Source organism: Mesorhizobium sp. BR-1-1-10 (assembly GCF_020165595.1).
Lineage (GTDB): Bacteria > Pseudomonadota > Alphaproteobacteria > Rhizobiales > Rhizobiaceae > Mesorhizobium > Mesorhizobium australicum.
In genome coordinates, this window is the sequence record NZ_JAIUIL010000015.1 from 1 (window position 1) to 22,233 (window position 22,233).

At 64.0% G+C, this 22,233-nt stretch carries 25 protein-coding genes; 6 read left to right on the top strand and 19 right to left on the bottom strand.

Annotation, left to right across the window (positions count from 1 at the left end; genetic code table 11):
* The 19 genes from LB555_RS26315 to LB555_RS26405 form a co-directional block, all read right to left on the bottom strand.
* The coding region (locus LB555_RS26315) for a MotB family protein (RefSeq protein WP_224684125.1) at nt 1-1,072 on the bottom strand (1,072 nt) is incomplete at its 3' end.
* Nucleotides 1,069-1,689 (bottom strand): hypothetical protein, encoded by a 621-nt coding sequence (locus LB555_RS26320; protein ID WP_140789086.1) that lies wholly within the window; start codon nt 1,687-1,689, stop codon nt 1,069-1,071. The genes LB555_RS26315 and LB555_RS26320, both read right to left, overlap by 4 nt.
* 3 nt (nt 1,690-1,692) lie before the next feature.
* Nucleotides 1,693-3,342: a flagellar basal-body MS-ring/collar protein FliF gene (fliF, locus tag LB555_RS26325; protein ID WP_023781317.1), complete on the bottom strand. Its 1,650-nt coding sequence runs from the start codon at nt 3,340-3,342 to the stop codon at nt 1,693-1,695.
* 126 nt (nt 3,343-3,468) lie between these two features.
* Nucleotides 3,469-4,539: a flagellin gene (locus tag LB555_RS26330; protein WP_015315904.1), complete on the bottom strand. Its 1,071-nt coding sequence runs from the start codon at nt 4,537-4,539 to the stop codon at nt 3,469-3,471.
* Between the two features lie 275 nt (nt 4,540-4,814).
* On the bottom strand, nt 4,815-5,810 hold the full coding sequence (locus LB555_RS26335) for a flagellin (protein ID WP_015315905.1): 996 nt from the start codon (nt 5,808-5,810) through the stop codon (nt 4,815-4,817).
* A gap of 242 nt (nt 5,811-6,052) precedes the next feature.
* Nucleotides 6,053-6,784, bottom strand: coding sequence for a flagellar type III secretion system pore protein FliP (gene fliP, locus LB555_RS26340; protein WP_015315906.1), 732 nt, complete (start codon nt 6,782-6,784; stop codon nt 6,053-6,055).
* The gene (locus LB555_RS26345; RefSeq protein ID WP_224684126.1) at nt 6,781-7,275 is read right to left on the bottom strand and encodes a flagellar basal body-associated FliL family protein; all 495 of its coding nucleotides are present in this window, start codon (nt 7,273-7,275) and stop codon (nt 6,781-6,783) included. The genes fliP and LB555_RS26345 overlap by 4 nt, the downstream gene beginning before the upstream one ends.
* 20 nt (nt 7,276-7,295) lie before the next feature.
* Nucleotides 7,296-8,000: a flagellar basal body L-ring protein FlgH gene (gene flgH, locus LB555_RS26350; RefSeq protein WP_015315908.1), complete on the bottom strand. Its 705-nt coding sequence runs from the start codon at nt 7,998-8,000 to the stop codon at nt 7,296-7,298.
* Nucleotides 7,997-8,584: a MotE family protein gene (locus LB555_RS26355; protein WP_411970795.1), complete on the bottom strand. Its 588-nt coding sequence runs from the start codon at nt 8,582-8,584 to the stop codon at nt 7,997-7,999. Before LB555_RS26355 ends, flgH begins: the two co-directional genes overlap by 4 nt.
* Nucleotides 8,585-8,586: 2 nt before the next feature.
* The gene (locus LB555_RS26360) at nt 8,587-9,828 is read right to left on the bottom strand and encodes a flagellar basal body P-ring protein FlgI (RefSeq protein WP_224684127.1); all 1,242 of its coding nucleotides are present in this window, start codon (nt 9,826-9,828) and stop codon (nt 8,587-8,589) included.
* Nucleotides 9,825-10,337 carry a flagellar basal body P-ring formation chaperone FlgA gene (flgA, locus tag LB555_RS26365; protein WP_181177821.1) on the bottom strand — a complete coding sequence of 171 codons (513 nt, stop codon included), beginning with the start codon at nt 10,335-10,337 and terminating at the stop codon, nt 9,825-9,827. Before flgA ends, LB555_RS26360 begins: the two co-directional genes overlap by 4 nt.
* Nucleotides 10,338-10,343: 6 nt before the next feature.
* A complete protein-coding gene (gene flgG, locus LB555_RS26370; protein WP_015315912.1) occupies nt 10,344-11,132 on the bottom strand; it encodes a flagellar basal-body rod protein FlgG in 789 nt (262 codons plus the stop codon).
* Nucleotides 11,133-11,142: 10 nt separating this feature from the next.
* Nucleotides 11,143-11,466 carry a flagellar hook-basal body complex protein FliE gene (locus LB555_RS26375; protein WP_181166333.1) on the bottom strand — a complete coding sequence of 108 codons (324 nt, stop codon included), beginning with the start codon at nt 11,464-11,466 and terminating at the stop codon, nt 11,143-11,145.
* On the bottom strand, nt 11,463-11,879 hold the full coding sequence (gene flgC / locus LB555_RS26380) for a flagellar basal body rod protein FlgC (protein ID WP_015315914.1): 417 nt from the start codon (nt 11,877-11,879) through the stop codon (nt 11,463-11,465). The genes LB555_RS26375 and flgC overlap by 4 nt, the downstream gene beginning before the upstream one ends.
* Before the next feature lie 2 nt (nt 11,880-11,881).
* Entirely contained in the window at nt 11,882-12,262 is a 381-nt protein-coding gene (flgB, locus tag LB555_RS26385) for a flagellar basal body rod protein FlgB (RefSeq protein WP_224684128.1), read from the bottom strand.
* 192 nt (nt 12,263-12,454) lie between these two features.
* Nucleotides 12,455-13,291 carry a hypothetical protein gene (locus LB555_RS26390; protein ID WP_140661818.1) on the bottom strand — a complete coding sequence of 279 codons (837 nt, stop codon included), beginning with the start codon at nt 13,289-13,291 and terminating at the stop codon, nt 12,455-12,457.
* Nucleotides 13,272-14,687 carry a flagellar protein export ATPase FliI gene (gene fliI, locus LB555_RS26395; RefSeq protein ID WP_140789090.1) on the bottom strand — a complete coding sequence of 472 codons (1,416 nt, stop codon included), beginning with the start codon at nt 14,685-14,687 and terminating at the stop codon, nt 13,272-13,274. Before fliI ends, LB555_RS26390 begins: the two co-directional genes overlap by 20 nt.
* A 1-nt stretch (nt 14,688) precedes the next feature.
* Nucleotides 14,689-15,414, bottom strand: coding sequence for a flagellar basal-body rod protein FlgF (flgF, locus tag LB555_RS26400; RefSeq protein WP_015315918.1), 726 nt, complete (start codon nt 15,412-15,414; stop codon nt 14,689-14,691).
* A 2-nt stretch (nt 15,415-15,416) separates the two neighbouring features.
* On the bottom strand, nt 15,417-17,228 hold the full coding sequence (locus LB555_RS26405) for a DUF1217 domain-containing protein (protein WP_224641067.1): 1,812 nt from the start codon (nt 17,226-17,228) through the stop codon (nt 15,417-15,419).
* Between the two features lie 156 nt (nt 17,229-17,384).
* Here LB555_RS26405 and motA point away from each other — a divergent pair, with 156 nt between their 5' ends.
* Genes motA through LB555_RS26435 form a run of 6 tightly spaced genes read left to right on the top strand, consistent with a single transcriptional unit; the run spans nt 17,385 to nt 22,218 of the window.
* Nucleotides 17,385-18,260 (top strand): flagellar motor stator protein MotA, encoded by an 876-nt coding sequence (gene motA / locus LB555_RS26410; RefSeq protein WP_015315920.1) that lies wholly within the window; start codon nt 17,385-17,387, stop codon nt 18,258-18,260.
* Nucleotides 18,261-18,292: 32 nt separating this feature from the next.
* Nucleotides 18,293-19,240, top strand: a complete 948-nt coding sequence (locus LB555_RS26415; RefSeq protein WP_224684129.1) for a FliM/FliN family flagellar motor switch protein — start codon at nt 18,293-18,295, stop codon at nt 19,238-19,240.
* A gap of 17 nt (nt 19,241-19,257) precedes the next feature.
* Nucleotides 19,258-19,644 carry a flagellar motor switch protein FliN gene (gene fliN / locus LB555_RS26420; protein ID WP_015315922.1) on the top strand — a complete coding sequence of 129 codons (387 nt, stop codon included), beginning with the start codon at nt 19,258-19,260 and terminating at the stop codon, nt 19,642-19,644.
* A gap of 43 nt (nt 19,645-19,687) precedes the next feature.
* On the top strand, nt 19,688-20,701 hold the full coding sequence (locus tag LB555_RS26425; RefSeq protein ID WP_140619464.1) for a flagellar motor switch protein FliG: 1,014 nt from the start codon (nt 19,688-19,690) through the stop codon (nt 20,699-20,701).
* A 3-nt stretch (nt 20,702-20,704) separates the two neighbouring features.
* Nucleotides 20,705-21,787: a flagellar biosynthesis protein FlhB gene (gene flhB, locus LB555_RS26430; RefSeq protein WP_140713476.1), complete on the top strand. Its 1,083-nt coding sequence runs from the start codon at nt 20,705-20,707 to the stop codon at nt 21,785-21,787.
* Nucleotides 21,784-22,218: a hypothetical protein gene (locus LB555_RS26435; protein ID WP_015315925.1), complete on the top strand. Its 435-nt coding sequence runs from the start codon at nt 21,784-21,786 to the stop codon at nt 22,216-22,218. Before flhB ends, LB555_RS26435 begins: the two co-directional genes overlap by 4 nt.
* Nucleotides 22,219-22,233: the final 15 nt, after the last annotated feature.

Below are 22,233 nucleotides of genomic sequence, written 5' to 3' on the forward strand. Positions count from 1 at the left end.
GGCGCGGCACCGCCGAGCCGACCTCGAACATGCCAAAGTCGAGCTGATCGGTGATGGAGATGACGACACCCTTCTCGGTGGCTTCCACCGAGACGCCGTCATGCAGCTTGTCGCCGGGCTTGAAGGCATCGGCCAGCTGCTGCTTGACGTCGGCGGCGGCCTTCAGCGCGGCGGCGGTCGGAGCCTTGTCCGTCTCGGATTTTGCGGCCTCCTGCTTCGCTGCGGCCGTGTCCGCCTTGGCCACATCCGCGGCCTTGCTGTCTCCAGCCTCGGCCTTGGTATCCCTGGCCTTGGCATCAGCAGTCTTGGCCATTGTCGCCGCGGCGTCCTTGCCGTCCCCGGCTAGGGGCTCCAGTGGCGCATCCTTGATCGGCGGCGCCGGCGGCACGGCCTTGACCTTGGCGATCTGTGTCTCGGCAGCCTTGTCGCCGGGCTTGAGCGGATCGCCCTCGACCCTGGGGCGCTGGGCACTCGCCTCGGCGCCGGGCGCGGCGACCTGCTGCGACCAGAAGTCCGGCTCGAAAGGATCGCGGTAGGACGCGCCACCCGAGGCGCCCGTCGCCGGGCCGGAATTCTGCGCGCCGCCATCGCCCTTCTGGCTGACATTCTGCATGACGCCGGTATCCGTGGCGATCTCCGAAAGCACCGCATAGGGGTCGGCGAAAAGATGCTCGTCGGACTGTTGCGACTGCTGCGGCTCCTGCTCCTGTTTGCGATTGGACGAGCCCGCGGCGCCGGTGCCGTCCTGTCCAGCCTTGGTGGTCGCTTCCTGCGGGTCGTCGGCCGTCGGCCCGGCCGTGCGCGGTCCATTGCCGAGATCCTTAAGGCCCTTGCGGCTCGACTCGCGGTCGACCAGCTTGACGGGGTTGAAATAGCTGGCGACGGCCGTCTTGGTCTGTTCGTTGGCGGCATTGATCAGCCACATGACCAGGAAGAAGCACATCATCGCGGTCATGAAGTCGGCGAAGGCGATCTTCCAGACGCCGCCATGATGACCTTCGTCGTGGTCGTCATGGCCGCGCCGCACGATTATGATCTCGTGCCTGCCATGATCGGCTTCGGCGACGCTCATGACAGGACCTCGGACAGGGTTACCGACCATTCGGCCATGCGCGTCTCGAACACGGCCTCTTCGATGGTGATCATCAGGTCGAAGCCGGGCGCCTCGATGAAGTCGAGGTTTGCGGCGCGTGACCCAAGCGACGCCTTCAGCGTTTCGAACAGCGAGAGCGGCCCGCGAACGGCGATGCGCACCGCTTCGCCATCGCCAACGGCTTCGCGGATCGCGCCGGCGAGCGCTTCGAGCGAGCGCTTCCGCAGATCGTCGCTGACAACGCCGCCGATGATGCGGGCGACCGTGGCGGCGACAAGATCCGTCACGCGCGCCTCCATGGCGTCGATGCGCGACGAGACCGCCTTGCCGACATCGCCGCCGAAACTGTCGAGAAAGGCCTTCGCTTCCTCGGCATTTGCCTGGCGTTCCGCTTGCAGCGCCGCTTCATGGGCCGCGGCAAGCCGTTCGCCGAGCGCCGCCTCCGCCTGGGCAACGGCTTCGGCGATCAGCGTGCCGATATCGGCCGTCGGTGCTGCCGCCTCGGGCTTATTCTCGGCGGTGGCCTGCGGCTGGCTGGCGCGTTGCGCGCGCGTGCCGAAATCCGGGAGAAGATCAAAGAGGGCTGCGGAGGGCATGGTCTACGCCGCGACTTCCTGGGCCGCCCATTTGCGCAGGATCTGCGCGGTGCGTTCCTCGTTGATGTCGACCATGCGGGCAAGCCGCTCCTGCGGGGCCGGCCTGATCTTCTGGCGCAGATCGTCGAGCGGGGTGGCGCCGGCGCGCGTGCCGGGCAGAGCACCAATGGCGGCACCCGCATCGGCGGAAGCGGCTGCCTCCGGAGTGGGCAGGGAGCGCTGGACCTCATCGAAATTGGGGCCTGCTATAGCGGGCGTCGCCTTTGCCGTCAGCGCGGCCGCCATCGGCCGCAGGCCGAAGAAGGCGACCAGGAACACCACCACGATGAAGGCGCCGGCATTGATCAGCGTGCCGGCATGCTGGCCGATGGAATCGAGCATTCCCGCCTGTGGCACCGCCTCGCCGTCCAGCCCGTCGATGAACTCGACCGCCGAGACGTCGATGACGTCGCCGCGCTTGTCGTCGAAGCCGGTGGCGGAGCTTACCATCTTCTGGATTTCGGCGACGCGCTTGGCGATCTGGTCCGGTGTCGCGTCCTTGCCCAGGATCGTCTTCAGCCGGTCCTGGTTGACGACGACGGCGATTGACATCTTGGTGACGCTGTAGCCATTGGAGACGGTGGCGATCTTCTTGGAGTTGATCTCGTAGTTGGTGATCTCCTCCTTGCGGTCGTTGGCCGAGGAGGTCTGCGGACCTTCGGTGCTGGTCGCCTGGGTCTCCGGCAGGTTCTGCTCGACGCTGGCCGGGGTCGAGGCCTGTTTCTGGTTGCTGTTCTCGTTGGCGCGCACCGATTGCACCGAGCGCTCGACACGGGACTCCGGATCGAAGATCGTCTCTTCGGTCTGGCGGGTGTCGGTGTTGACATCAGCTTTTACGCTGGCGCGGAAATTGTCGGGCCCGAGATAGGGCGTGAGCGCGCGGCGAATGTTGTCGCCGATCTGCGCCTCCACGGTCTGCTCGACGCCGAGCGTGCGAGCGGCACTGGTGTTGGATGGATCATCGCCCGCGGCCAGCAGATTGCCGTTGGAATCGAGCACCGTCACCTTGTCGGCCGACAGGCCAGGGACTGCGGCGGCGACGAGATGGCGGATCGACATGGCGCTCTTCTCCGCGTCGATGCCGGCGTAGCGGATGACGACCGACGCGGAGGGCTGCTGTTCGTCGCGACGAAAATTGGCGCGCTCGGACATGACGATGTGGACGCGCGCCGCCTTGATGCCCGATATCGACTGGATGGTGCGGGCGATCTCGCCTTCGAGCGCGCGCACCCGGGTGATCTGCTGCATGAAGGAGGTGAGGCCCATCGCGCCGACATTGTCGAACAATTCGTAGCCGGCATTGGCGCTGGTCGGCAGACCCTTTTCGGCAAGCAGCATGCGCGCCTGCGCCGTGGTGCCGGCCGGAACCAGCACGGAGGTTCCGTCGGCGCCGACGTCGAAGCCGATGCCGGCCTCGCCCAGCACCAGGCCGATCTGGTTCACGTCGGAGCGATCGAGCCCGACATAGAGCGTGTCGTAGGCCGGGCGGTTGAGGTAAACCGAGGCAATGCCGATGACGCCCATCACCAGGACGGCGATGCCCGCCAGCATGGCCAGGCGCCTGACACCAAAGCCGCGGAGATTCGAGATGATGCTCTGGATCTGTTCCGGCACGATTGAGCGACTCCCAGCATGACTGTCCGCCGGAACACTAGCTCCCGAAGCTTGTGCGAAAATGAAATCGGGCCGCGCTTGCGGCGCGGCCCGTGAATTTCGAAGTATCCGTCAGCTAGGCCAAGGTTAGCCGTTCTTGAACAGCGACAGGATCGACTGCGAGGAGCTGTTGGCGATCGACAGCGACTGGATGCCGAGCTGCTGCTGAACCTGGAGCGCCTGGAGGCGGGTCGATTCCTTGTTCATGTCGGCATCGACGAGCTGGCCGACGCCGCGATCGATCGAGTCCATCAGGCTCTGCGTGAAGGTCTTCTGCAGGTCGATGGAGCTCTTGGCCGCACCGAGAATGGTGGCGGAGTCGGTCAACTGGCTCATGACCTTGTCGATCTTGCCGACCATCTGGGTGATGATGTCGTCGGTCACGCCGGCCGCGGTGATATCGAGGTTGTATGCGGAAACATTGTCGATCCTGGGAACCACCGCCCCGGCCGCGGTCTGGCCGGCGGTGTTGGCGGCAATATCCGTGCCGCCGCCGGCGATTGCGGCCGCATAAGCGGTATCATACAGGTCCTGGGCGGCCGCCGTGGAATAGACCGAGGTCTGGCGGTCAAGCGTGCCCTGGTTCTTGACGGCGGTGGAGAGACCGGAATCGAACAGCTTGGTGCTCTCGACATCGATGTCGATCGTCCCGAGCGAGATGGCGCCCGACGATGAGCGATTGAAGGACGACACGATCTTGGCGTCGGCCTGGACGCCATCATTGGCGGCGGCGACCTGCGTCGACGTTACCGAAAGATAATTCGAGCCCGAAAAGGTGGCGGCATCGGCAAAGGACTTCATCTGCGCCTGGAGCGCGGTGATTTCAGTCTGCGTCTTTGCCTTGGCGGCACCCGTCTGGCCAATGGTCGAAAGCAACTTGGTCTTGATCTTGCCGATCGTATCCAGCGCATTGTTCATGCCGGTATAGGCAGTGTCGACTTTCGAAGCGCCCAGGCCGAGCGCGTCCTGGACTGTCGACAGCGCCTGGTTGTCGGAGCGCATCGTCGTGGCGATCGACCAGTAGGCGGCGTTGTCGGAGGCCTCGGAGACCCTGTAGCCCGTGGAGATTCGGGACTGCGTTTGCTCGAGCGATTTGTTGGTGGCGTTAAGGCTTTGAAGTGCGGTCAACGCCGCGGCGTTCGTCATGATGCTCGCCAAGAAACTCGCTCCTTTTTCCAGACCGGTCTTTCTCAAACCGGCGTTGCCCTCGCGAGCCGCTCGACCCGCTCGTGGATTACCGTCACCCGATCGGGCCGATTCGGCAATCCGTTGTAAGTCATTGGTTAACCATGACTAGCGCGTTATGGTTAACGGCCTGTTAAAAGCCAGCTTTCGAGGGTTAAGAAACGAGGGTTGCGCGGGGCTGGAGCAAACGCAAAACGGGCCGCGCTTTTGGCGCGGCCCGTTTGCCTGGTTTGATCCGTCGAGAGGGATCAGCCGCGGAAGAGCGACAGGATCGACTGCGACGAGCCGTTGGCGATCGACAGCGCCTGGACGCCGAGCTGCTGCTGAACCTGCAGGGCCTGGAGGCGGGTCGATTCCTTGTTCATGTCGGCATCGACGAGCTGGCCGACGCCGCGATCGATGGAGTCCATCAGGCTCGAGGTGAAGGTCTTCTGCAGGTCGATGGAGCTCTTGGCGGCGCCGAGCTTGGTGGCAGCGTTGGTCATGCCCTTCAGCGCGGCATCGACGACGTTCATCATAGCCTGGATCTGGGTGTCGCTCGCAGCGGTGGTGCCCGAGAAGATCTTCAGGCTGGCGACCGAATAAGTGTCGGTGGCCGCCGCGGCAGCGCCCAGGGTCGGGTTCGAGGCCGCGGCCGCGACGCTGCCATCGGTACCGAGGCGGTCGGCGTCGAGGATACCCTTCGTCACGCCGGCAGCAGTGCCGGCTTCATACAGCTTGATGCTTTCCACGTTGACGTCGATCGTCGAGATCGAAACCGCGCCGGTGGCGCTGCGGTTGAAGGCCGAAACGATCTTGACGTCGGCCGCGGTCGTGGCGGTGGCGCCGCTGTTGACCGAGAGCATGTTGGTGCCGGAGAAGGTGGCGCCATCGGCATAGGCTTTCAGCTGCTTCTGAAGAGCGGCGATTTCGACCTGGGTCTTTTCCTTGGAAGCGTCCGTCTGGCCGTAGGATGCGGTCAGCTTCTGCTGGATCTGGTTGATGGTCGTGATCGCGCTGTCCATGCCGGTGTAGGCGGTGTCGACCTTCGAGGCGCCGAGGCCGAGCGCGTCCGAAACGGTGGACATCGCCGAGTTGTCCGAGCGCATCGTGGTGGCGATCGACCAGTAGGCGGCGTTGTCCGACGCCTGGGAGACGCGATAACCCGTCGAGATGCGGGCCTGGGTGGTGTCGAGGTTCTTCTGGGTGGCGTTCAAGCTCTGCAGAGCGGTCAACGCCGAGGCGTTGGTCATGATACTGGCCATGGCTACTCGTACCTTGTTTTACAGGGTGTTTTTTGCATACCGGTTTGTCCGGTATGACGGAGCGGCATCATGCCAATGACCGTTGCGTTTGGGTCACCCGCCATCTGCGAGCGACTATGGCGGCGAGTCCCTACCAAAGGACTAAACTGGACGGTTAATCGAAAATAATTCGGAGGAATTCGATGACGCGGCGCGCTGCCCAATTCCGCAGGCAGGCCATACCCGATGTCGAGCGCGCACGGTCAGGTGAAGGAGCGCACCAGGCTGCCGACGAGCAGGTTCCAGCCGTCGATCAGGACAAAGAACAGGATCTTGAACGGCAACGACACGACCGTGGGCGGCAGCATCATCATGCCCATCGCCATGGTGATGGTGGCCACGATCAAGTCGATGACCAGGAATGGCAGCACGATCAGGAAGCCGATCTCGAAGCCGCGCCGGATCTCGGAGATCATGAAGGCAGGCACCAGGATGCGCAGGTCGACCGTCTCCTTCGCAACGACCTGGCCACGTTCGCGGGCGAGGTCCGCGAAAAGGTCGAAATCCTTGTCGCGCACATTGTGCAGCATGAAGGTGCGGAACGGATCGGAAATCTTCTCGAAGGCCTCTGTCTGGCTGATCTGGTTGTCCATCAACGGCTTGACGCCGGTGTTCCACGCCTGATCGAAGGTCGGCGCCATGACATAGAAGGTCATGAACAGCGACAGCGAAATGAGGATGAGGTTCGCCGGCGTCGATTGCAGGCCAATGCCGGCACGCAGGATAGAGAAGGCGATGACGAAGCGGGTGAAGCTGGTCACCATGATCAGCAGCCCCGGCGCCACCGACAGCACGGTGAGCAGGCCGAACATCTGGATGATGTAGCCGACGGTGGCGCCATCGGCCTTGCCGATGCCGCCAAGGTCCAGTTGCTGGGCCGCCGCGACGGAGGTGGCGGCGCCAATCAGTGCCGCGGCAAGAAGGAATTTTCTCATTCGAGCAGCAATGTCCTGACGAGAACCTGTTTGACGTGCCCCTGACTGCGGATCGAGGCGCGTTCGTCGAGATCGGCCTTCAGATGCTGGTAGCCGCTGGCTCCTTCGATCTGGTGCATCTTGAGGGTACGCACGAAGGCCAGAAGATCCTGCTGGACGTCCTCCGCCATCGCCGGCGGCTGCGGAGCGTCGTAGACCACGGACACTTCCATCCTGATCCAAGTGTCCGTGGGCGAGGCGATGTTGGTGGTGATCGGCGCCAGCGCGACGAGCGTCGGCCCCGTGCCAGCTTGTTGCGTGGCTTCGGGCTGGGGTACCTTGCCCTCGTTTTCAGGCGCGACTGGCACCGACGATGGCGCGCCGACGCCCTTGAGATAGCCGCCCGACATCCAGCCCATGCCGATGGCGGCGGCCGTCACCACGAGCAGCATGGCGCCCTGCACGGCAAGGGAAGGACCCTTGCGAGGCTGAACCTGATCGACATTGGTCATGGTGCCGCGCTCTCCAACGCCTAGAACGGAAGAACCTGGTCGAGAACCTGCTGGCCATAAGCCGGCTGCTGGACCTCGCTGACGCGGCCACGGCCGCCATAGGAGATGCGCGCCTCGGCGATGCGTTCATAGGAGATGGTGTTTTCCGCGCCGATGTCCGACGGGCGCACCATGCCGGCGATGGTGAGCACCCTGAGCTCGTAGTTGACGCGCACTTCCTGGGAACCCCTGATCATCAAATTGCCGTTGGGCAGGACCTCGGTGACGACGGCGGCGACGTTGAGCTCCAGGTTTTCGGAGCGCTTGATTTCGCCGTCGGCATTGGTTTCGGTGCTGGAACTCAAGCCGGCGTCGCCCTTGCCGCTGGTGCTGTTGCCTTCCCATCCGAGCGTGACGTCATAACCCAGCTTGCGTGCGGCGGTGCGGCTCCGGTCGTTCTGGTTCTTGAAGTTGGCCTTGTCGTTGAGCTTGATCCTGACGGTCAGGATGTCGCCTTCGCGCAGCGCCCTGGGATCGGTGAACAGCCGGCTCTGGCGGTCGTCCCACAAAGAGAACTTCTTGACCGGAGCGGCGGGCGGCTGAGGATAGCTGTAGGGTGCTGCCCCGTCGCCGCCGATGCCCGAACCGACCGGCGACAGCGATGGCTCCCTACCGATTTCCTTGAAATTGGTTGCGCAGCCGGACAAGGCTGCCGCCGCGCACAGGATGAGCATTCTGCGGATCATGACGGATCTACCCTCCGGGCTGCGCTGGCCATGATGCCGGTGAGCGTCGCCGCCGCCTTCTGGTCCATTTCGTTGAGGATGACACCCGCCTTGCGTGAATCGAGCTTCATCAGGATGGCCGCGGCGAGGTCCGCGTTGACGATCGCCAGGCGTTCGGCCGCGGCATCGGGCTTCATGCCGGCATAGATCTTGACGACGCCGTCCTCGGCCCGGGCCAGAAACACCTCGCGCCGCTTCAACCAGGTTTCGTATTCGGCTTTTTTTGCGTCCAGCGCCTTCATGCGCTCGTCGATGCCTGCCTGCAGCTGTTTTAACTCTTCCGCCTGCAAGGCATAGCGGCGGTCGCGCGCGGCGTCGGCGATGTTGGAGCAGAAGCGCTCGATCTCGCTCTGGTCCGGCGCCTTTTCTCGTGTCAGTTGCTGCGGTGCGACCGCGGGCTGCGCTCCGGGCAGAATCTGACGAACGACATCCTCGCCGCGTGCGCCGCTGCTCGAAATGGACATGGCCGCGAGGACCGTGGCCGCGAACAAGATTGCGCGGGGAGGGCGTCCTTGATGGGATGAGAGGGAGGTGATCATCGACATCGCTATTGGAGAACCAGATCGGCTTGCAAGGCGCCGGCCGACTTGATGCCTTGCAAGATGGCAATGATGCCGTCCGGCTTGACGCCGAGACGGTTGAGGCCGGAAACGAGAGTTTGCAGGTCGGGCCCGTCGAGCACGGCGACGCGGGCGTTGGGCCGGGTGGCATCGATGGCTGTGAACGGTTCGACGGCGGTTTCGCCCTTGGAGAAGGGTTCGGGCTGCACGACGCGCGGCGCTTCCGTAATGCGCACCGTCAGCGTGCCGTGGCTGATGGCGACACGTGAGATCTTGACGTCGTTGCCGATGACGATGGTACCGGTGCGCTCGTCGATGACGACGCGGGCCGGCGTGTCGGACTCGACCACCAGGTTTTCGATCTCGGCATAGAAGCGGGCCGCCGAAACGCTCTTCGGCCGCCTAATCTGCACGGTGCGGGAATCGCGCTCTGCCGCCACGCGCATGCCGAAGCGCTGGGCGGTGTAGTCGTTGATCGCGTCGGCGATGCGGATGGCGGTCGAAAAATCGGGATTGCGCAATTGCAGTGTCAGCGTCGACTGGTCATCGAACTCGGCCTTCACCTGCCGCTCGATTATGGCCCCGTTCGGCACGCGGCCGGCGGTCGGTACGCCTTGCGTCAACTGCTCGGCCTGGCCTTGAGCGGTGAAACCGGAAACGATGACCGCGCCCTGGCCGACGGCGTAGATCTCCCCGTCCGCCGCCTTCAGCGGCGTCATGATCAGCGTGCCGCCGGCAAGCGAGGTAGCGTCGCCCATCGAGGAGACGTCGATGTCGATGCGGGCGCCGGACTGCACATAGGGCGGCATGTTGGCGGTGACGATGACGGCGGCGACATTCTTGGCGCGTGCGCTGCCGCCTTCGGTGGCGATGCCGAGATTTTCGAGCATGGCGCGGATCGACTGTTCGGTGAACGGCGAGTTGCGCAGGCTGTCGCCGGATCCGGCGAGCCCGATGACGAGGCCGTAGCCGACGAGCTGGTTGTCGCGCGAACTCTGCAGCTGCGCGATATCCTTGATGCGCGAGGCGACCTGGCCAGGCGGCAGCGAGCTTGGTCCGGGCGAAACGCGGAACATGCGCGTGGTGGTGGCGGGATCATATTCGGGATCGTCGTAGACACCGCCATTCCTGGCGGCGAGTTCGCGCTTGGCCCTGGGCGTCAGGCCATCGGCTAGTGCCGGCTGCAGACCGAGCGTGGCCGCAATCAGAAGGGCAAGCGGGCGCATCATGAAGCGCCGACCTGGATGGTGCCGTCGGCCATCACCGTGCCCGAGAGAATCTTGCCGCTGTCGCTGTTGCGGACCTTGATGAAGTCGCCCGCCGAACCCGGCTGCAAGGTCACGGCGGTGGCCGTGATCGTCAGCCCGCCGGCGACGAAGAAGACCTGCACGGCGGCACCCTGCTCGACCAGCCAGGCCTCACGGACGGCGGCTGAAGGAATGTAGCGGCCGGGCAGCAGCGTGCGCTTGGCGATCTTGCCCTGCAGTTCCTCGGAACGGGTCGCAACAGCATCGGGCTTGTGCTTGCCGGGGATGAGGGTGACCTGCTTCAGGGCGGCGAGTTCGATGGTCTCGCCGGGATAGATGACCCGGTTGGGGATCAGCACGACCTCGCCAGCAGGTTGGTTGCTGACGATCTGGTTGGCCGAGTCCTGGGCGAAAGCCGGCATGCCGCAGGCCACCAGCGCAAGGGCGAGCGCGGCGCGACGGAATGCGGAGCAGGAGATCGGCATGGCCATCATCCGTTACCTGATGTTCTTGGAGACGACGGAGGCCATGTCGTCGGCGGCCTGGATGACCTTGGAGTTCATTTCATAGGCGCGCTGCGCCGAGATCAGTTCCGTGATCTCCTTGACCGGGTCGACATTGGAGGCCTCGAGATAGCCTTGCTGGATGGTGGCGAAGCCGGGATCGCCGGGCACGCCGACATTGGCCGGGCCGGAAGCCGTTGTCTCCTGGAAGAGATTGTCGCCGAGCGGCGCGAGGCCCGCCTCGTTGGCGAAGTTGACGATCTGGAGCTGGCCGAGGTTCTGCAGGTCGGTCTGGCCGTCGATGCGGGCGAAGACCTGGCCGGTCTTGTTGACGATGACTTCGACCGCATCAGTCGGCACGGTGATGGCCGGAATGACACTGGCGCCGTCCACCGTCACCAGCTGGCCGGTGGCGTTGGTGTTGAAGGCGCCGGCCCGGGTATAGAGCGTACCGCCATCGGCGCCTTCGATCTGGAACCAGCCCCTGCCGGTGAGCGCCATGTCGAAGCTGTTGCCGGTGCTGGTCAGTTCACCCTGGGTGTGGACGTTGCGCACGGCGGTCGTCTTGACGCCGAGACCGATCGAAACGCCTTCCGGCACCAGCGAGGCATTGGAGCGGTTGGGGACGCCTTGCGTGCGATCGACCTGGTAGAGCAGGTCGGAGAATTCGGCGCGCGCGCGCTTGTAGCCGGTGGTGTTGATGTTGGCGATGTTGTTGGCGATGACTTCCAGATTGGTCTGCTGGGCATTCATGCCGGTGGCGGCGATGGCGAGTGCTTTCATGGCCTGCTCCTCAGATGCCCATGCGACTGACTTCGAGATAGGCCGAGACCACCTTGTCGCGGATGGCGACGGCGGTCTGCAGCGCCTGCTGGGCGCTCATCACGGCATCGACCACCTGGCGGGTGTCGGCGTCGCCCTTGAGCGCCTGCATCGACACCTGCTCGGCATTCTGCATGGTGCTGACGGTCTTGGAGGCAGCCTGGCTCACCGCTTCGGCGAAGGAGGTGCCAAGGTTGCCCGATGCCGCCGGCGCAACGCCACCCTGCAGCAGATCGGTGGCTGTATCGCCCAGCCCAGGCTTCAGGTTAAGCGCGCCGATGCCGTTGACGATCATTGGTTCCTCATCAGGTCGATGGTCATTGAAATGAGATCACGCGCCTGCTTCACGACTTGCAGGTTGGCCTCGTAGGAGCGGTTGGCTTCGGTCATGTCGGCCATCTCGATCAGCACGTTCACGTTGGGCATCTTGACGTAGCCCTTGTCGTCGGCGGCCTCGTTGCCGGGCTGGAATTCGACGGGAAAATTGCTCGGGTCGCGGTCGATCGAATTCACCTCCACCGTCGAGCTGCCGGAGGCCCGGTCGAGTTCGGAGACGAAGCTGATGGTCTTGCGGCGATACGGGTCGGCGCCCGGCGTGGTTCCTGTCGACTGGGCGTTCGCGAGGTTCTCCGAAACCACGCGCAGGCGCTCGGACTGAGCGCCGAGGCCTGATGCTGCGACTTTGAGGGCTGCGGTCAGTGCGTCCATGGTCAGCTCTTCACCGCCATCATCATCATTGAGTGGAATGCCTTGACGATGGCCGTGTTGAGTTCGAAGGAGCGGCGCACCTCGCCGGCCTTGAGAAGCTGGTCTTCAAGCACGACCGTGTTCTTGGAGGGCATGACCACGCCGTCGTCTTCCTGCGGCTTGATGGAGAAGCCGGCATTGGTCGCCGCAGTGGCGAGATGACCGGGCTCGGTGATCTGGAGCGACACCGCGGTGCGGTCGAGCACCTTCTCGAACGGCTCGACGTCGTTTGCCGTGTAGCCCGGCGTGTTGGCATTGGCGATGTTGCCGGCGACCGCCGACTGACGTACCGACAGCCACTGCGCTTGCTTGGCGGCGAGATCGAAAAGGGAAACAGGCTCCATGGGAATCTCCGGGCATGTGCCCAAAGAGTAGGACGCCAGTCTTGCGCGGACCTTGCGATCGGTCGCTAGAACGTGAAGACGAAAACGGCGAAGCGGTTTTCGGACGACATCATGCTCCATCCCTTGAAATGGAGACGGATGATTTCAGGACGATCCGACCTGAAATCATCCTCGGCACAAAACCGTGACGGCTTATCTGGAAAGCTCGATCACCTGGTTGGCGCTGGTGAGCATGACCCATTTGCCGTTGCGCTGCTCGATCGCCGATACCTTGCTGGAATCCGGCAGCGTCGAACCGCGCTGGACCATCCACAGGCCGGTGTCGTCCTCGATCATGGCGCGGCCATTGGCGACATGGACCATGCGGAACTTCGCGATGTCGGCGGGGAAGGGTTGCTCGCCGGGCGGCTGCGTTTTGGAATCGTCCTGCACCGTGCCGGTGGCAAGCAGATCCACATCGGCGTTGGGAACGTCCCTGGCGGTCAGCGGCGCGCTGCGCTCGGCGACCACGCCACCTCCCGCACGTCCCGAATTGGTACCGGTGCCGCCGAACTTGATCGCCTGCACGCCGAACTGGTCCTGGTTGAAGAAGATGTACCAGGGAAACAGGGCGCAGGTCAGGCCGAGCGTGATGCCGAGCGCGGCGATGACGACGTCGCTGCGACGGTCCGCCTTCTTCTTGCCCAGTCTGGGGAATTGCGGCTTTGGCGGCTGCGGCCATTCGCTGGCGGCAAACAGGCCATCGATCAGCGATTCGCGACTGGCTTGAGCCATATCGGCAGCCTCGACGCGGGGAAGGGAATTCACAGGGGGCTCGGCAGTCCGGGCCGGCAAAGGCTCGGATCTGGGGAGAGCCGATTTGACGGCCTTGGCCAGAACAACCGCGGTCCGGGCAGCCATGGCGGCGGCGGCGTTTGCCCTGGCGACCCTGGCCTCCTCCGCTCGAGCCTGCTCCGCGGCGTTCGCTTCGGCGATCATCTCGTTCAGGAGGCGCTCGGTGTACTGGCGTTCAGTCTCCTGGTTCGGCATTCTGCTTTCCCTTGAGATGGCGGGCAAGATCGGAGAACGGATCGGCGGACGGACGGTCCCTGGGCGATTGCGTCAGCGCCTCATAGATGACGGGCACCTGGCGTACGGCCATATCGAGTTCAGCGTCGACGCCGCCCTGATAGGCGCCGAGCAGCCGGATGTCGCGCGTGTCCTCGAAGCGGGAGATCATCGACTTCAGCCGCGTCACCAGGGCTCGCTGTTCGACACTCCAGGCCTTGCCGGCCAGTCGCGAGATGGACGACAGCGGATTGACGGGCGGATAGCGGCCCTGTTCGGCGATCGCGCGGTCGAGCACGACATGGCCGTCGAGGATGCCGCGCACCGAATCGGCGACCGGATCGTTGTGATCATCGCCGTCGACCAGCACGGAAATCATGGCCGTGATCGATCCCTTGCCTTCCAATCCTGGGCCTTCGGTTCCAGGCCCGGCGCGCTCGAGCAGCTTGGGCAGTTCGGTGAAGACCGAGGCGGGATAGCCGCGGGCAACCGGCGGCTCGCCGGTTCCCGTCGCCACCTCGCGCAGGGCGTGAGCGAAGCGGGTGATCGAATCCAGCACCAGCAGCACACGGTGGCCCTGGTCGCGAAAATGCTCGGCGACGCGCATGGCGGTGTCTGGCGCGCGCCGGCGCATCATGGCGCTCTCGTCGCTGGTGGCGACGACGGCCACGGTCTTGGCCATGCTGTCGCCGATCGTATCCTCGAGGAATTCGCGGACCTCGCGGCCGCGTTCGCCGATCAGCGCCACGACGACGGTGTCGAACGCGTCGGCGCCGGCGAGCATGGCAAGCAGCGTCGACTTGCCGACGCCCGATCCGGCGAAGACGCCCATGCGCTGGCCGAAGCAGAGTGGCGTGAAGATGTCGATGACCTTGACGCCGGTCATGAAGGCGGTACCGACGCGCTGCCGCGCCATGGCGCCGGGTGTCGCGGCGGCCGCCGACATGTCGTCGCCCCTGACCAAGGGCGGACCACCGTCGATTGCCCGGGTGAGCGCGTCGATGGCGCGGCCGCGCCACGAGGCATGCGGCGCCACCGCGAGCGGACCCCTGCGGAACACGGCATCGCCGATGCCGGCGTCGGCGCTGCGTTCGAAGGGGGCGATCACAACCTCGTCGCGGCTGATCTTGACGATCTCGCCGCGGCGCGAGCCAGACTGACCGCGCTGCTCGACAATGTCACCCAGCCTGGTGAAATCGGAAAGGCCGCGCACCTTGTAGTGCGTTGATGTGACTTCGGTGACGAGCCCGCCGCGCTTGACCAGCCCGTCGCTGTCGCCAAAGCGCCTGATAATCCGCTCCAAAGCGGCAAGCCGATCCAGCGGCGCCGGCTGGAGCTGTCTTTCGGGTGCACGGAGGGCTGGCTGCTCTGACGACATGCTACGACTTCGAGCCGAGCGTCTTTATCGCCTCCTCGGCGGAGGAATCGGTCTGCCGCATCAGCGCGGCAGTGTTCTCGAAGGCGCGCTGGACCATGATCAGCCGGGTCATTTCCAGCACGGGATTGACGTTGGATTCCTCGAGGAAACCCTGGGCGACGCCGATGTCGGAGCGGTCGGTGACCGGTTCGGGCGTGCGTGCGGGCACAATGCCGGAATTGCCGTAGCGCACGAAATTCTCGCCCGGGTCGAAATTGTAGAGGCCGATCGAGCCGACGAGCTGTTCGTTCTGGCGCAGCGAGCCGTCGGCGCCGGCCTTGGGCGGACCGTTGCGGGGGTCGAGCTGGATCGGCGCCCCGCCGGCGTCGAGCACGGGATGGCCCTCGACCGACATCAGCTCGCCATTCTCGTTCATCGAGAAACGGCCGTCGCGGGTCATGACGGTGCCAACTGGCGTGTCGATGGCGAACCAGGCGTCGCCCTGGATGGCGAAATCGAACGGGTTGCCGGTCTCCGTCATGGCGCCGTGAGCCCCCGACAGAAAGGTCTTGCCGGAGGAGGCGAACGAAACCGACTTCTGCCCTGCGCCAGACACCACGTCCTCGAACTTCACGCCGGTGGCGCGGAAGCCGACGGTGCTGGCGTTGGCGACGTTGTCGGCGATCGTGTCGAGCCGGCGCTCGAGGGCTATCTGCGCGGAGAGGGCAACGTAGAGACTGTCTCGCATGATCAGAACTTCAGTTTCTGCATGGCCATCATCAGGTCGGTGGAGATGCCCGATGTGACCGGTTTGGCAAAGAGCACGCTGACCGACGTCACCGCCGTCGAGGTCGGATTGTTGATCTCGTACATGCTGGTGAAGCGGGTCAGGAACTTGTTCAGTTTCACGGGGTCCGTGAAATCCGAGATGTCGAGCTTCTGCCCGAACAATTGCGCCTGCTTGTCGATGTCGGCGGTGGCGAAAGAATCGGGCAGCCCCAGCGCGGTGCGCACCACGCTGGCAAGCGCCGTGTCGGCCAGCACGTCGTACCAGCTGGTGATGGTTGATGCTTTGCGGTCGAAATAGAGCGCCAGCCGCACGCCCTCATTGGTCTTGCCGGCGTCCTCCTCGAGAGTCTGGCGCATGTAGTTGTCGACGGTCGGCTGCTGCGCCGGATTGATGGTGGTGGCTGCTTCGCCGTACTGCTCGAAGTTGAAAGCGGCGGCGAGCCCGGCATAAGCCTTGTTCGTCATCTTGTTGGCGACGCTGTCGGCGTCGCGAATGCCCCCGGTCAGCACGCTGCGGATGAGATCCTTGCTTTCCGTCGCCGGATCGAGTCCGTAAGCCGAGAGCGCATAGTTGTACAACCGGCTGTTGGCCATCAGGTCGTCGATGGATTTCACGTTCGTGACGTTGGCAAGGTAGTATGCGGTCTCCGATTTTATGGAGTCCGCGTTCGGCGGGATCAGGCCAAGCGCCGACCCCGTGGTGTAGATCTTCGGCGTGTCTTTCAGCACCTCGTCGCGCGACGTTGTCTGATCGCCATATTGGGCAAAGTTGAACGCCGTGACGAAGTTGGCGTAGCGTTTGTCCGTCAGCTTGTTTGCCGGGCTGTTGGGATCGCTGACGCCGCCCGCCAGCATCGTGCTGATCTGCAGCGGCTTTTCGGTTGACGCATCCAATCCGTAGGAAGCCATGGCGAAGGTGAGCAGGCGCTTGTCCGCCATGAGATCGTCGATCGACTTCACCTTGGAGATGTTCGCCGCGTAATAGTCCGCCTCGCCCTTGATATACTGGGCGCTCGGTTCGACCAATTTCAGTCCGGTTCCGGCCACATAGCCTTTCGGCACCGCCTGCTGGGCAGCATCGCGCGTGGTTGTCTGATCGCCATACTGGGCGAAGTCGAAGGCCGAGACAAAGTTGGCGTAGCTCTTGTCGGTCAGTTTGTTGGCGGGACTGTTGGGGTCGCTGACGCCACCTTCGAGCATGGCCCTGACGGTTGCGGCCGGTTCGGTCTCGGCGTCGAGGCCGAACGCGGCCATCGCGTATGTCAGCAGGCGGCTGTTGCCCATCAGGTCGTCGATCGACTTCACCTTGGAGATGTTGGTGACGTAGTAGGCGGTTTCACTCTGGTAGTAGGAGAGTCCTGCCTGCGAGGCGCCGATCTGGACTTGCAGCGCATAGTTGCTGGTCACCAGTTGCTGCGCCTTGTTGTAGATCGTCGCATTGGGGCCGTTGGCGGCGAAATTGAAGGCGCTGACGAACGCGGCGTAGCGCTTGTCGGTCAGTTTGTTGGCAAAACTGTTGGGATCGGAGACGCCTTCCTTGAGTGCCTTCACCATGAACGCCTTGGCGTAGTCCATGTTCTCCAGGCCGTAGGCCTTCATGGCGTATTTGAACAGCCGGTCATTTTTGACGAAATCGTCGATCGATTTCACCTTGGTGATGTTGGCGAGATAATATTGGGTATCGCGGTCGACCGTCGGCTGTTGCTCGATGCGGTCGATCGACTTGTTGATGTCTTTGGTGATCAACTGGTAGCTGGTATAGGTACTGAGCAAGGACGCGCCTCCGGCCGAAGCTATGCCAGCACAATAAGCTCACTTCCTTGCGCGAAACTGAATCGCCAACTTTCGTGCCATGGCGGCTCGGATTCAAGCCTCACACAAGGCACGGGGACTATCCCTTGTCCGACGTGAAATGCGGAAGGACCGGTCGTGGGCATTCTGATTGGACTTGTGGTGACGCTTGGCTGCGTCCTTGGCGGCTTCATGGCCATGGGCGGGCATCTGCACGTGCTGGTGCAGCCATGGGAAGCCGTGGTCATCTGCGGCGCCGCACTCGGCACCTTCCTGGTCGCCAATCCGATGAAGACGGTCAAGGATACCGGCAAGGGCATTCTGGAAGCCTTCAAGCAGGCGGTGCCGAAGGAGCAGGACTATCTGGAAACGCTCGGCGTGCTGCACAGCCTGATGCGCGAGTTGCGCTCCAAGTCGCGCAGCGAGGTCGAGGCGCATATCGACAATCCGGAGGAGTCGGCGATCTTCCAGGCCTTTCCGACCGTGCTCAAGAACCACGATTTGATGAATTTCATCTGCGACTACTGCCGCATCATCATCATCGGCAATGCCCGCTCACACGAGATCGAGGCGCTGATGGACGAGGAAATCCAGACCATCAAATCCGACAAGATGAAGGCCTATCACGCACTGGTCGCGGTCGGCGACGGCCTGCCGGCGCTCGGCATCGTCGCCGCCGTGCTCGGCGTGGTCAAGGCGATGGGGGCGCTTGACCAGTCGCCGGAAATCCTCGGCGGCCTGATCGGCGCGGCGCTGGTCGGCACCTTTCTCGGCATCTTCCTGTCCTATGCGGTGGTCGGACCTGTCGCCACCAAGATCAAGACGGTGCGCGAGAAGAAGAACCGCCTCTACATCATCGTCAAGCAGACGCTGCTCGCCTACATGAACGGTGCGCTGCCGCAGGTGGCGATCGAGTTCGGCCGCAAGACCATCTCCTCCTATGAACGGCCGACCATCGACGCGGTCGAGCAGAGCACCATGAACACCGGCAGCGCCGAGAAGAAGGCTGCCTGAGCGATGCGCGACAGATCGGTGCCAAAACTGTCATGACGAGTCCGGGCAGCCCCTCGCAGGCGCGTTCGTTGATCATCGAGCGTCTGGTCGGCGACAGCGGTGAGACCGATCAGGTCGTCGACGCGGGCCGTGCCATGGCCGAAGGCGCCGTGCCGCTGCTGCAGAAGGGACTCTCGGGCGAGCTCGGCATTCCCGTAATTGTCGACCTCAAGGCCGTCGAGGTCAGCCGCGTCCCGGAGGCGCGCTCGCGCGCCGGCGACAATTTCGCGATGACCGTCGTCGGCTCGCCGGCGTCCTCGGACGCGATGACACTCGTCATGGATGCTCCCGCAATCGCGATCATGGTCTCCACCCTGTTCGGCGGCGACCCGGATATGCCAGTGTCGCCGATCGAGCGCGAGCTGTCGTCGATCGAGGCCGATGTCTCGACCATGGTGCTCCAGGAAGTGGCGCAGGCGCTGAACGGATCGGGGCGGCGCTCGCTCGAACTGCGGCTGCCCGCACCGCGCGCCATGTCGGGGATCGAGGCCAGGCGGCACGTGTTGCGCGACGGTGCCGCGATCCGCATCGTCCTTGGCATCTCGACGCCGGTCGACAGCGGCTCGATCACCGTGACGATGCCGCAGCGCATCGTGCTGGCGGGCCGCGATGCCACGGCCAGCATCAGCGAGGACGATCATGGCACCAGTTGGCGGGCACGCTTTTCGGAAGAGGTGATGCGCTCGACCGTAGCGCTCGAGGCCACCATGCCCCTGGCGCGGCTGACGCTGGGCGACCTCGCCAACCTCGAAGTGGGCCAGGTCATCGACTTCGAAGAGACGGCACAATCGCGGGCTCGCCTCGGCGCGCGCGGCCAGACGCTGTTCGTATGCGAGTTCGGCAAACTGGGGCAGAATTACACCGTCCGAATCAGGCATCCTTTCGATGCCGGGCAGGATTTCATCGATGGGCTCATGCCGGCTGGTGCCGGGCGCGCCTGAGCTTTTGGAGACGACGCATGGCCAAGACCAAGGTAGAAGCAGAGCTCGACCAGCCGGACGAGCAGCTCGATCGCGCCATCGAGGAATTGCGGGGGGTCTTGCACGAAGAAGAGCAGCGCCCCGATGCGGCGTTCCGGGCTGCCGCGGGGGCCAATTCAAGCGTTATCATGAACATCCCCGTCGATGTCCAGATCATCCTCGGCAGCACCGAGATGGCGGTTGCCGATCTGATGGCGCTGCAGAAGGGGTCGACGGTCGCGCTCAATCGCCGCATCGGCGAGCCGGTCGATGTCGTGGTGAACGGCCGCAAGATCGCGCGCGGCGAGATCACCGTGCTCGAAAGCGACCCTTCGCGCTTTGGCATCAGGCTGACCGAAATCATCGCCGGCACGAAGGGCGCCTAGACATGGATCGCGGAGCTCGCCGGTGGCGGCGGAGGCGAAAGGCATGACGACGCCGCTGACGACCCTGACGCGCGCGCAGAAGGCGGCCGCCATATTGGTGGCGATGGGCAAACCGTCCGCCAGCCGCCTGTTGAAATTCTTCAAGCAGGAAGAGCTGAAGGCGCTGATCGAGGGCGCGCGGCTGCTCAGGACCATTCCCCAGAGCGATCTCGAGCGCATCGTCGCCGAATTCGAGGCCGAGTTCACCGAGGGCGCCGGCCTGCTCGATTCCGCCGACAGGATGGACACCATTCTCAACGAGTCTCTCTCGCCCGAAGAGATGAGTGCCATCATGGGCGACAAGAAATTCGAGGTCGCGCCTGAAGGGCCGCCGCCGATCTGGCCCGATCTCGAAAAGCTCGAACCCTCGCGGCTGGGCGCCTTCCTGGCGGGCGAACACCCGCAGACGGCGGCCATGGTGCTGTCGAAACTGGGGCCGCAGGCGGCGGCGAGTGTGCTTTTGACACTGACGAAGCCGATGCGCGGCGAGATCATCAAGCGCATGGTGACGATGGCCAACGTTCCGGCCGCCGCCACCAGGATCGTCGAGAACCGGCTGCGCTCCAGCGTGCTGTCGGATACCTCCACCAAGGACACTTCGGCCGGGCAGGCGCGCGTCGCCAGCGTGCTCAACGAGCTGGAAAAGCCCCTGCTTGAGGAGGTCATGCAGGATCTCGAAGCCGCCGGCACGCCCGACCTCGACGGTGTCCGTGCCCGGCTGTTCGCTTTCGACGACCTGCCGCTGCTCACCCAGAAGGCGCGCGTGCTTTTGTTCGACGGGCTGTCGACCGAGCTTGTCACGCTGGCGCTGCGCGGCACGTCGGCCGCACTGGCCGAGGCGGTGCTGTCGGCGATCGGCGCGCGCTCGCGACGCATGATCGAGGCCGAACTCGGGCAAGGCTCGGAGGGTGTCCCGGCCGCCGATATCATGGCCGCGCGCAAGACGATCGTGACGACCACCATCCGCCTGTCGCGCGAAGGGGCCTTCGAACTTCCATCGACGCAGAACGCCGCCTAAGGCATGTCCGACGCCACCGACAAGGACTCGAAAACCGAAGAGGCGACGGAAAAGAAGATCCGCGATACCATCGAACAGGGCAAGCTGCCCCATTCGAGGGAAACGGCGCTCCTCGCCTCGTTCGTCGCCATACTGGTGTTCACAGTCTTCTATGCCAAGGACGCCGTCGTCGACCTCAGCACGTTCCTGTCGATGTTCCTGGAGAAGCCCGAGGCTTGGCCGATGGACACCGAGACCGATGTCATCGCGCTTTACAAGCAGGTCTTGTTCGAAGTGGGTCGCGCCGTCGTGAGCCTGCTGGTGCTGCTGACGGTTGCCGGCATCGGCGCCTCCGTGCTGCAGAACATGCCGCAATTCGTCGGTGAGCGGATCAGGCCGCAGATGTCGCGCATATCGATCGCCAAGGGCTGGAACCGGATGTTCGGCGCCCAGGGCTGGGTCGAGTTTTTGAAATCGCTCGCAAAGGTCGGTTTCGCCATCACCGTGCTCACCTTCACGCTGTCGGAGGACCACCGTAAGCTGCTTGCCGGGATGATCACCAATCCCGTCGCTTTCGGCCTCGTTATCCGTGGCATCGCCGTCGACATACTGGTGGCGATCGTCTTCGTCATGGGACTGATCGCGGCGATCGATATCGTCTGGTCGCGCTTTCACTGGAAGCAGGACCTGCGCATGAGCAAGCAGGAGGTCAAGGACGAGTTCAAGCAGTCCGAGGGCGACCCGATCGTCAAGTCGCGGCTGCGTTCGTTGGCGCGCGACCGGGCGCGCAAGCGGATGATGACGGCGGTGCCGCGCGCGACGCTCGTTATCGCCAACCCGACCCATTTCTCGATCGCGCTGAAATATGTGCGCGATGAAGATTCGGCGCCGCTGGTCGTAGCGAAAGGGCAGGATCTGGTGGCGCTGAAAATCCGCGAAATCGCCAAGGAGCATAACATCCCGATCTTCGAGGACGTGGCGCTCGCCCGCTCCATGTACAAGCAAGTTTCGGTCGATAATGTGATCCCGTCACAATTCTACCAGGCCGTCGCCGAACTGGTGCGGATCGTCTACTCGAAAAAGGCTGAGCGCAGACAGATTTCATGAACCGGCAACCGCACGCAAAATCCCGCGAGATCATCGTCGCCAGCGCCATCGAACAGGTGGTGGTGGAGCTCAGGCTGATCGACGTCGCCGACTATATCGCCTTCATCCGGCTGGAGCATTTCGCCTGCCTGTCGGATCTGGTCGATTCAGCGGCGGAGCTGTTCTTCATGCCGGGTACGCTTAGGCTCGGTCATGGCGGCGAGGCACATGTCGACTGGAGCGGCAGCCCGCGCATCGTGCTCGATCTGGAACTCAGGCCGCCCGGCGTGACCGTCTATTTCCAGCTGACGCTGAGCGAGACCGGCAGCACGGTCCTGGTCAATTACGTGTCGTTTGAAAAGCCGGGCGAAGACCCCGGGCACAACACGGCGCTGCTGGAGGCGGTGATCGAACAGGCCCGCATCCGCAAGGTCGAACCGCTGGCGTTCTAAAGCGCTTCCTTAAGC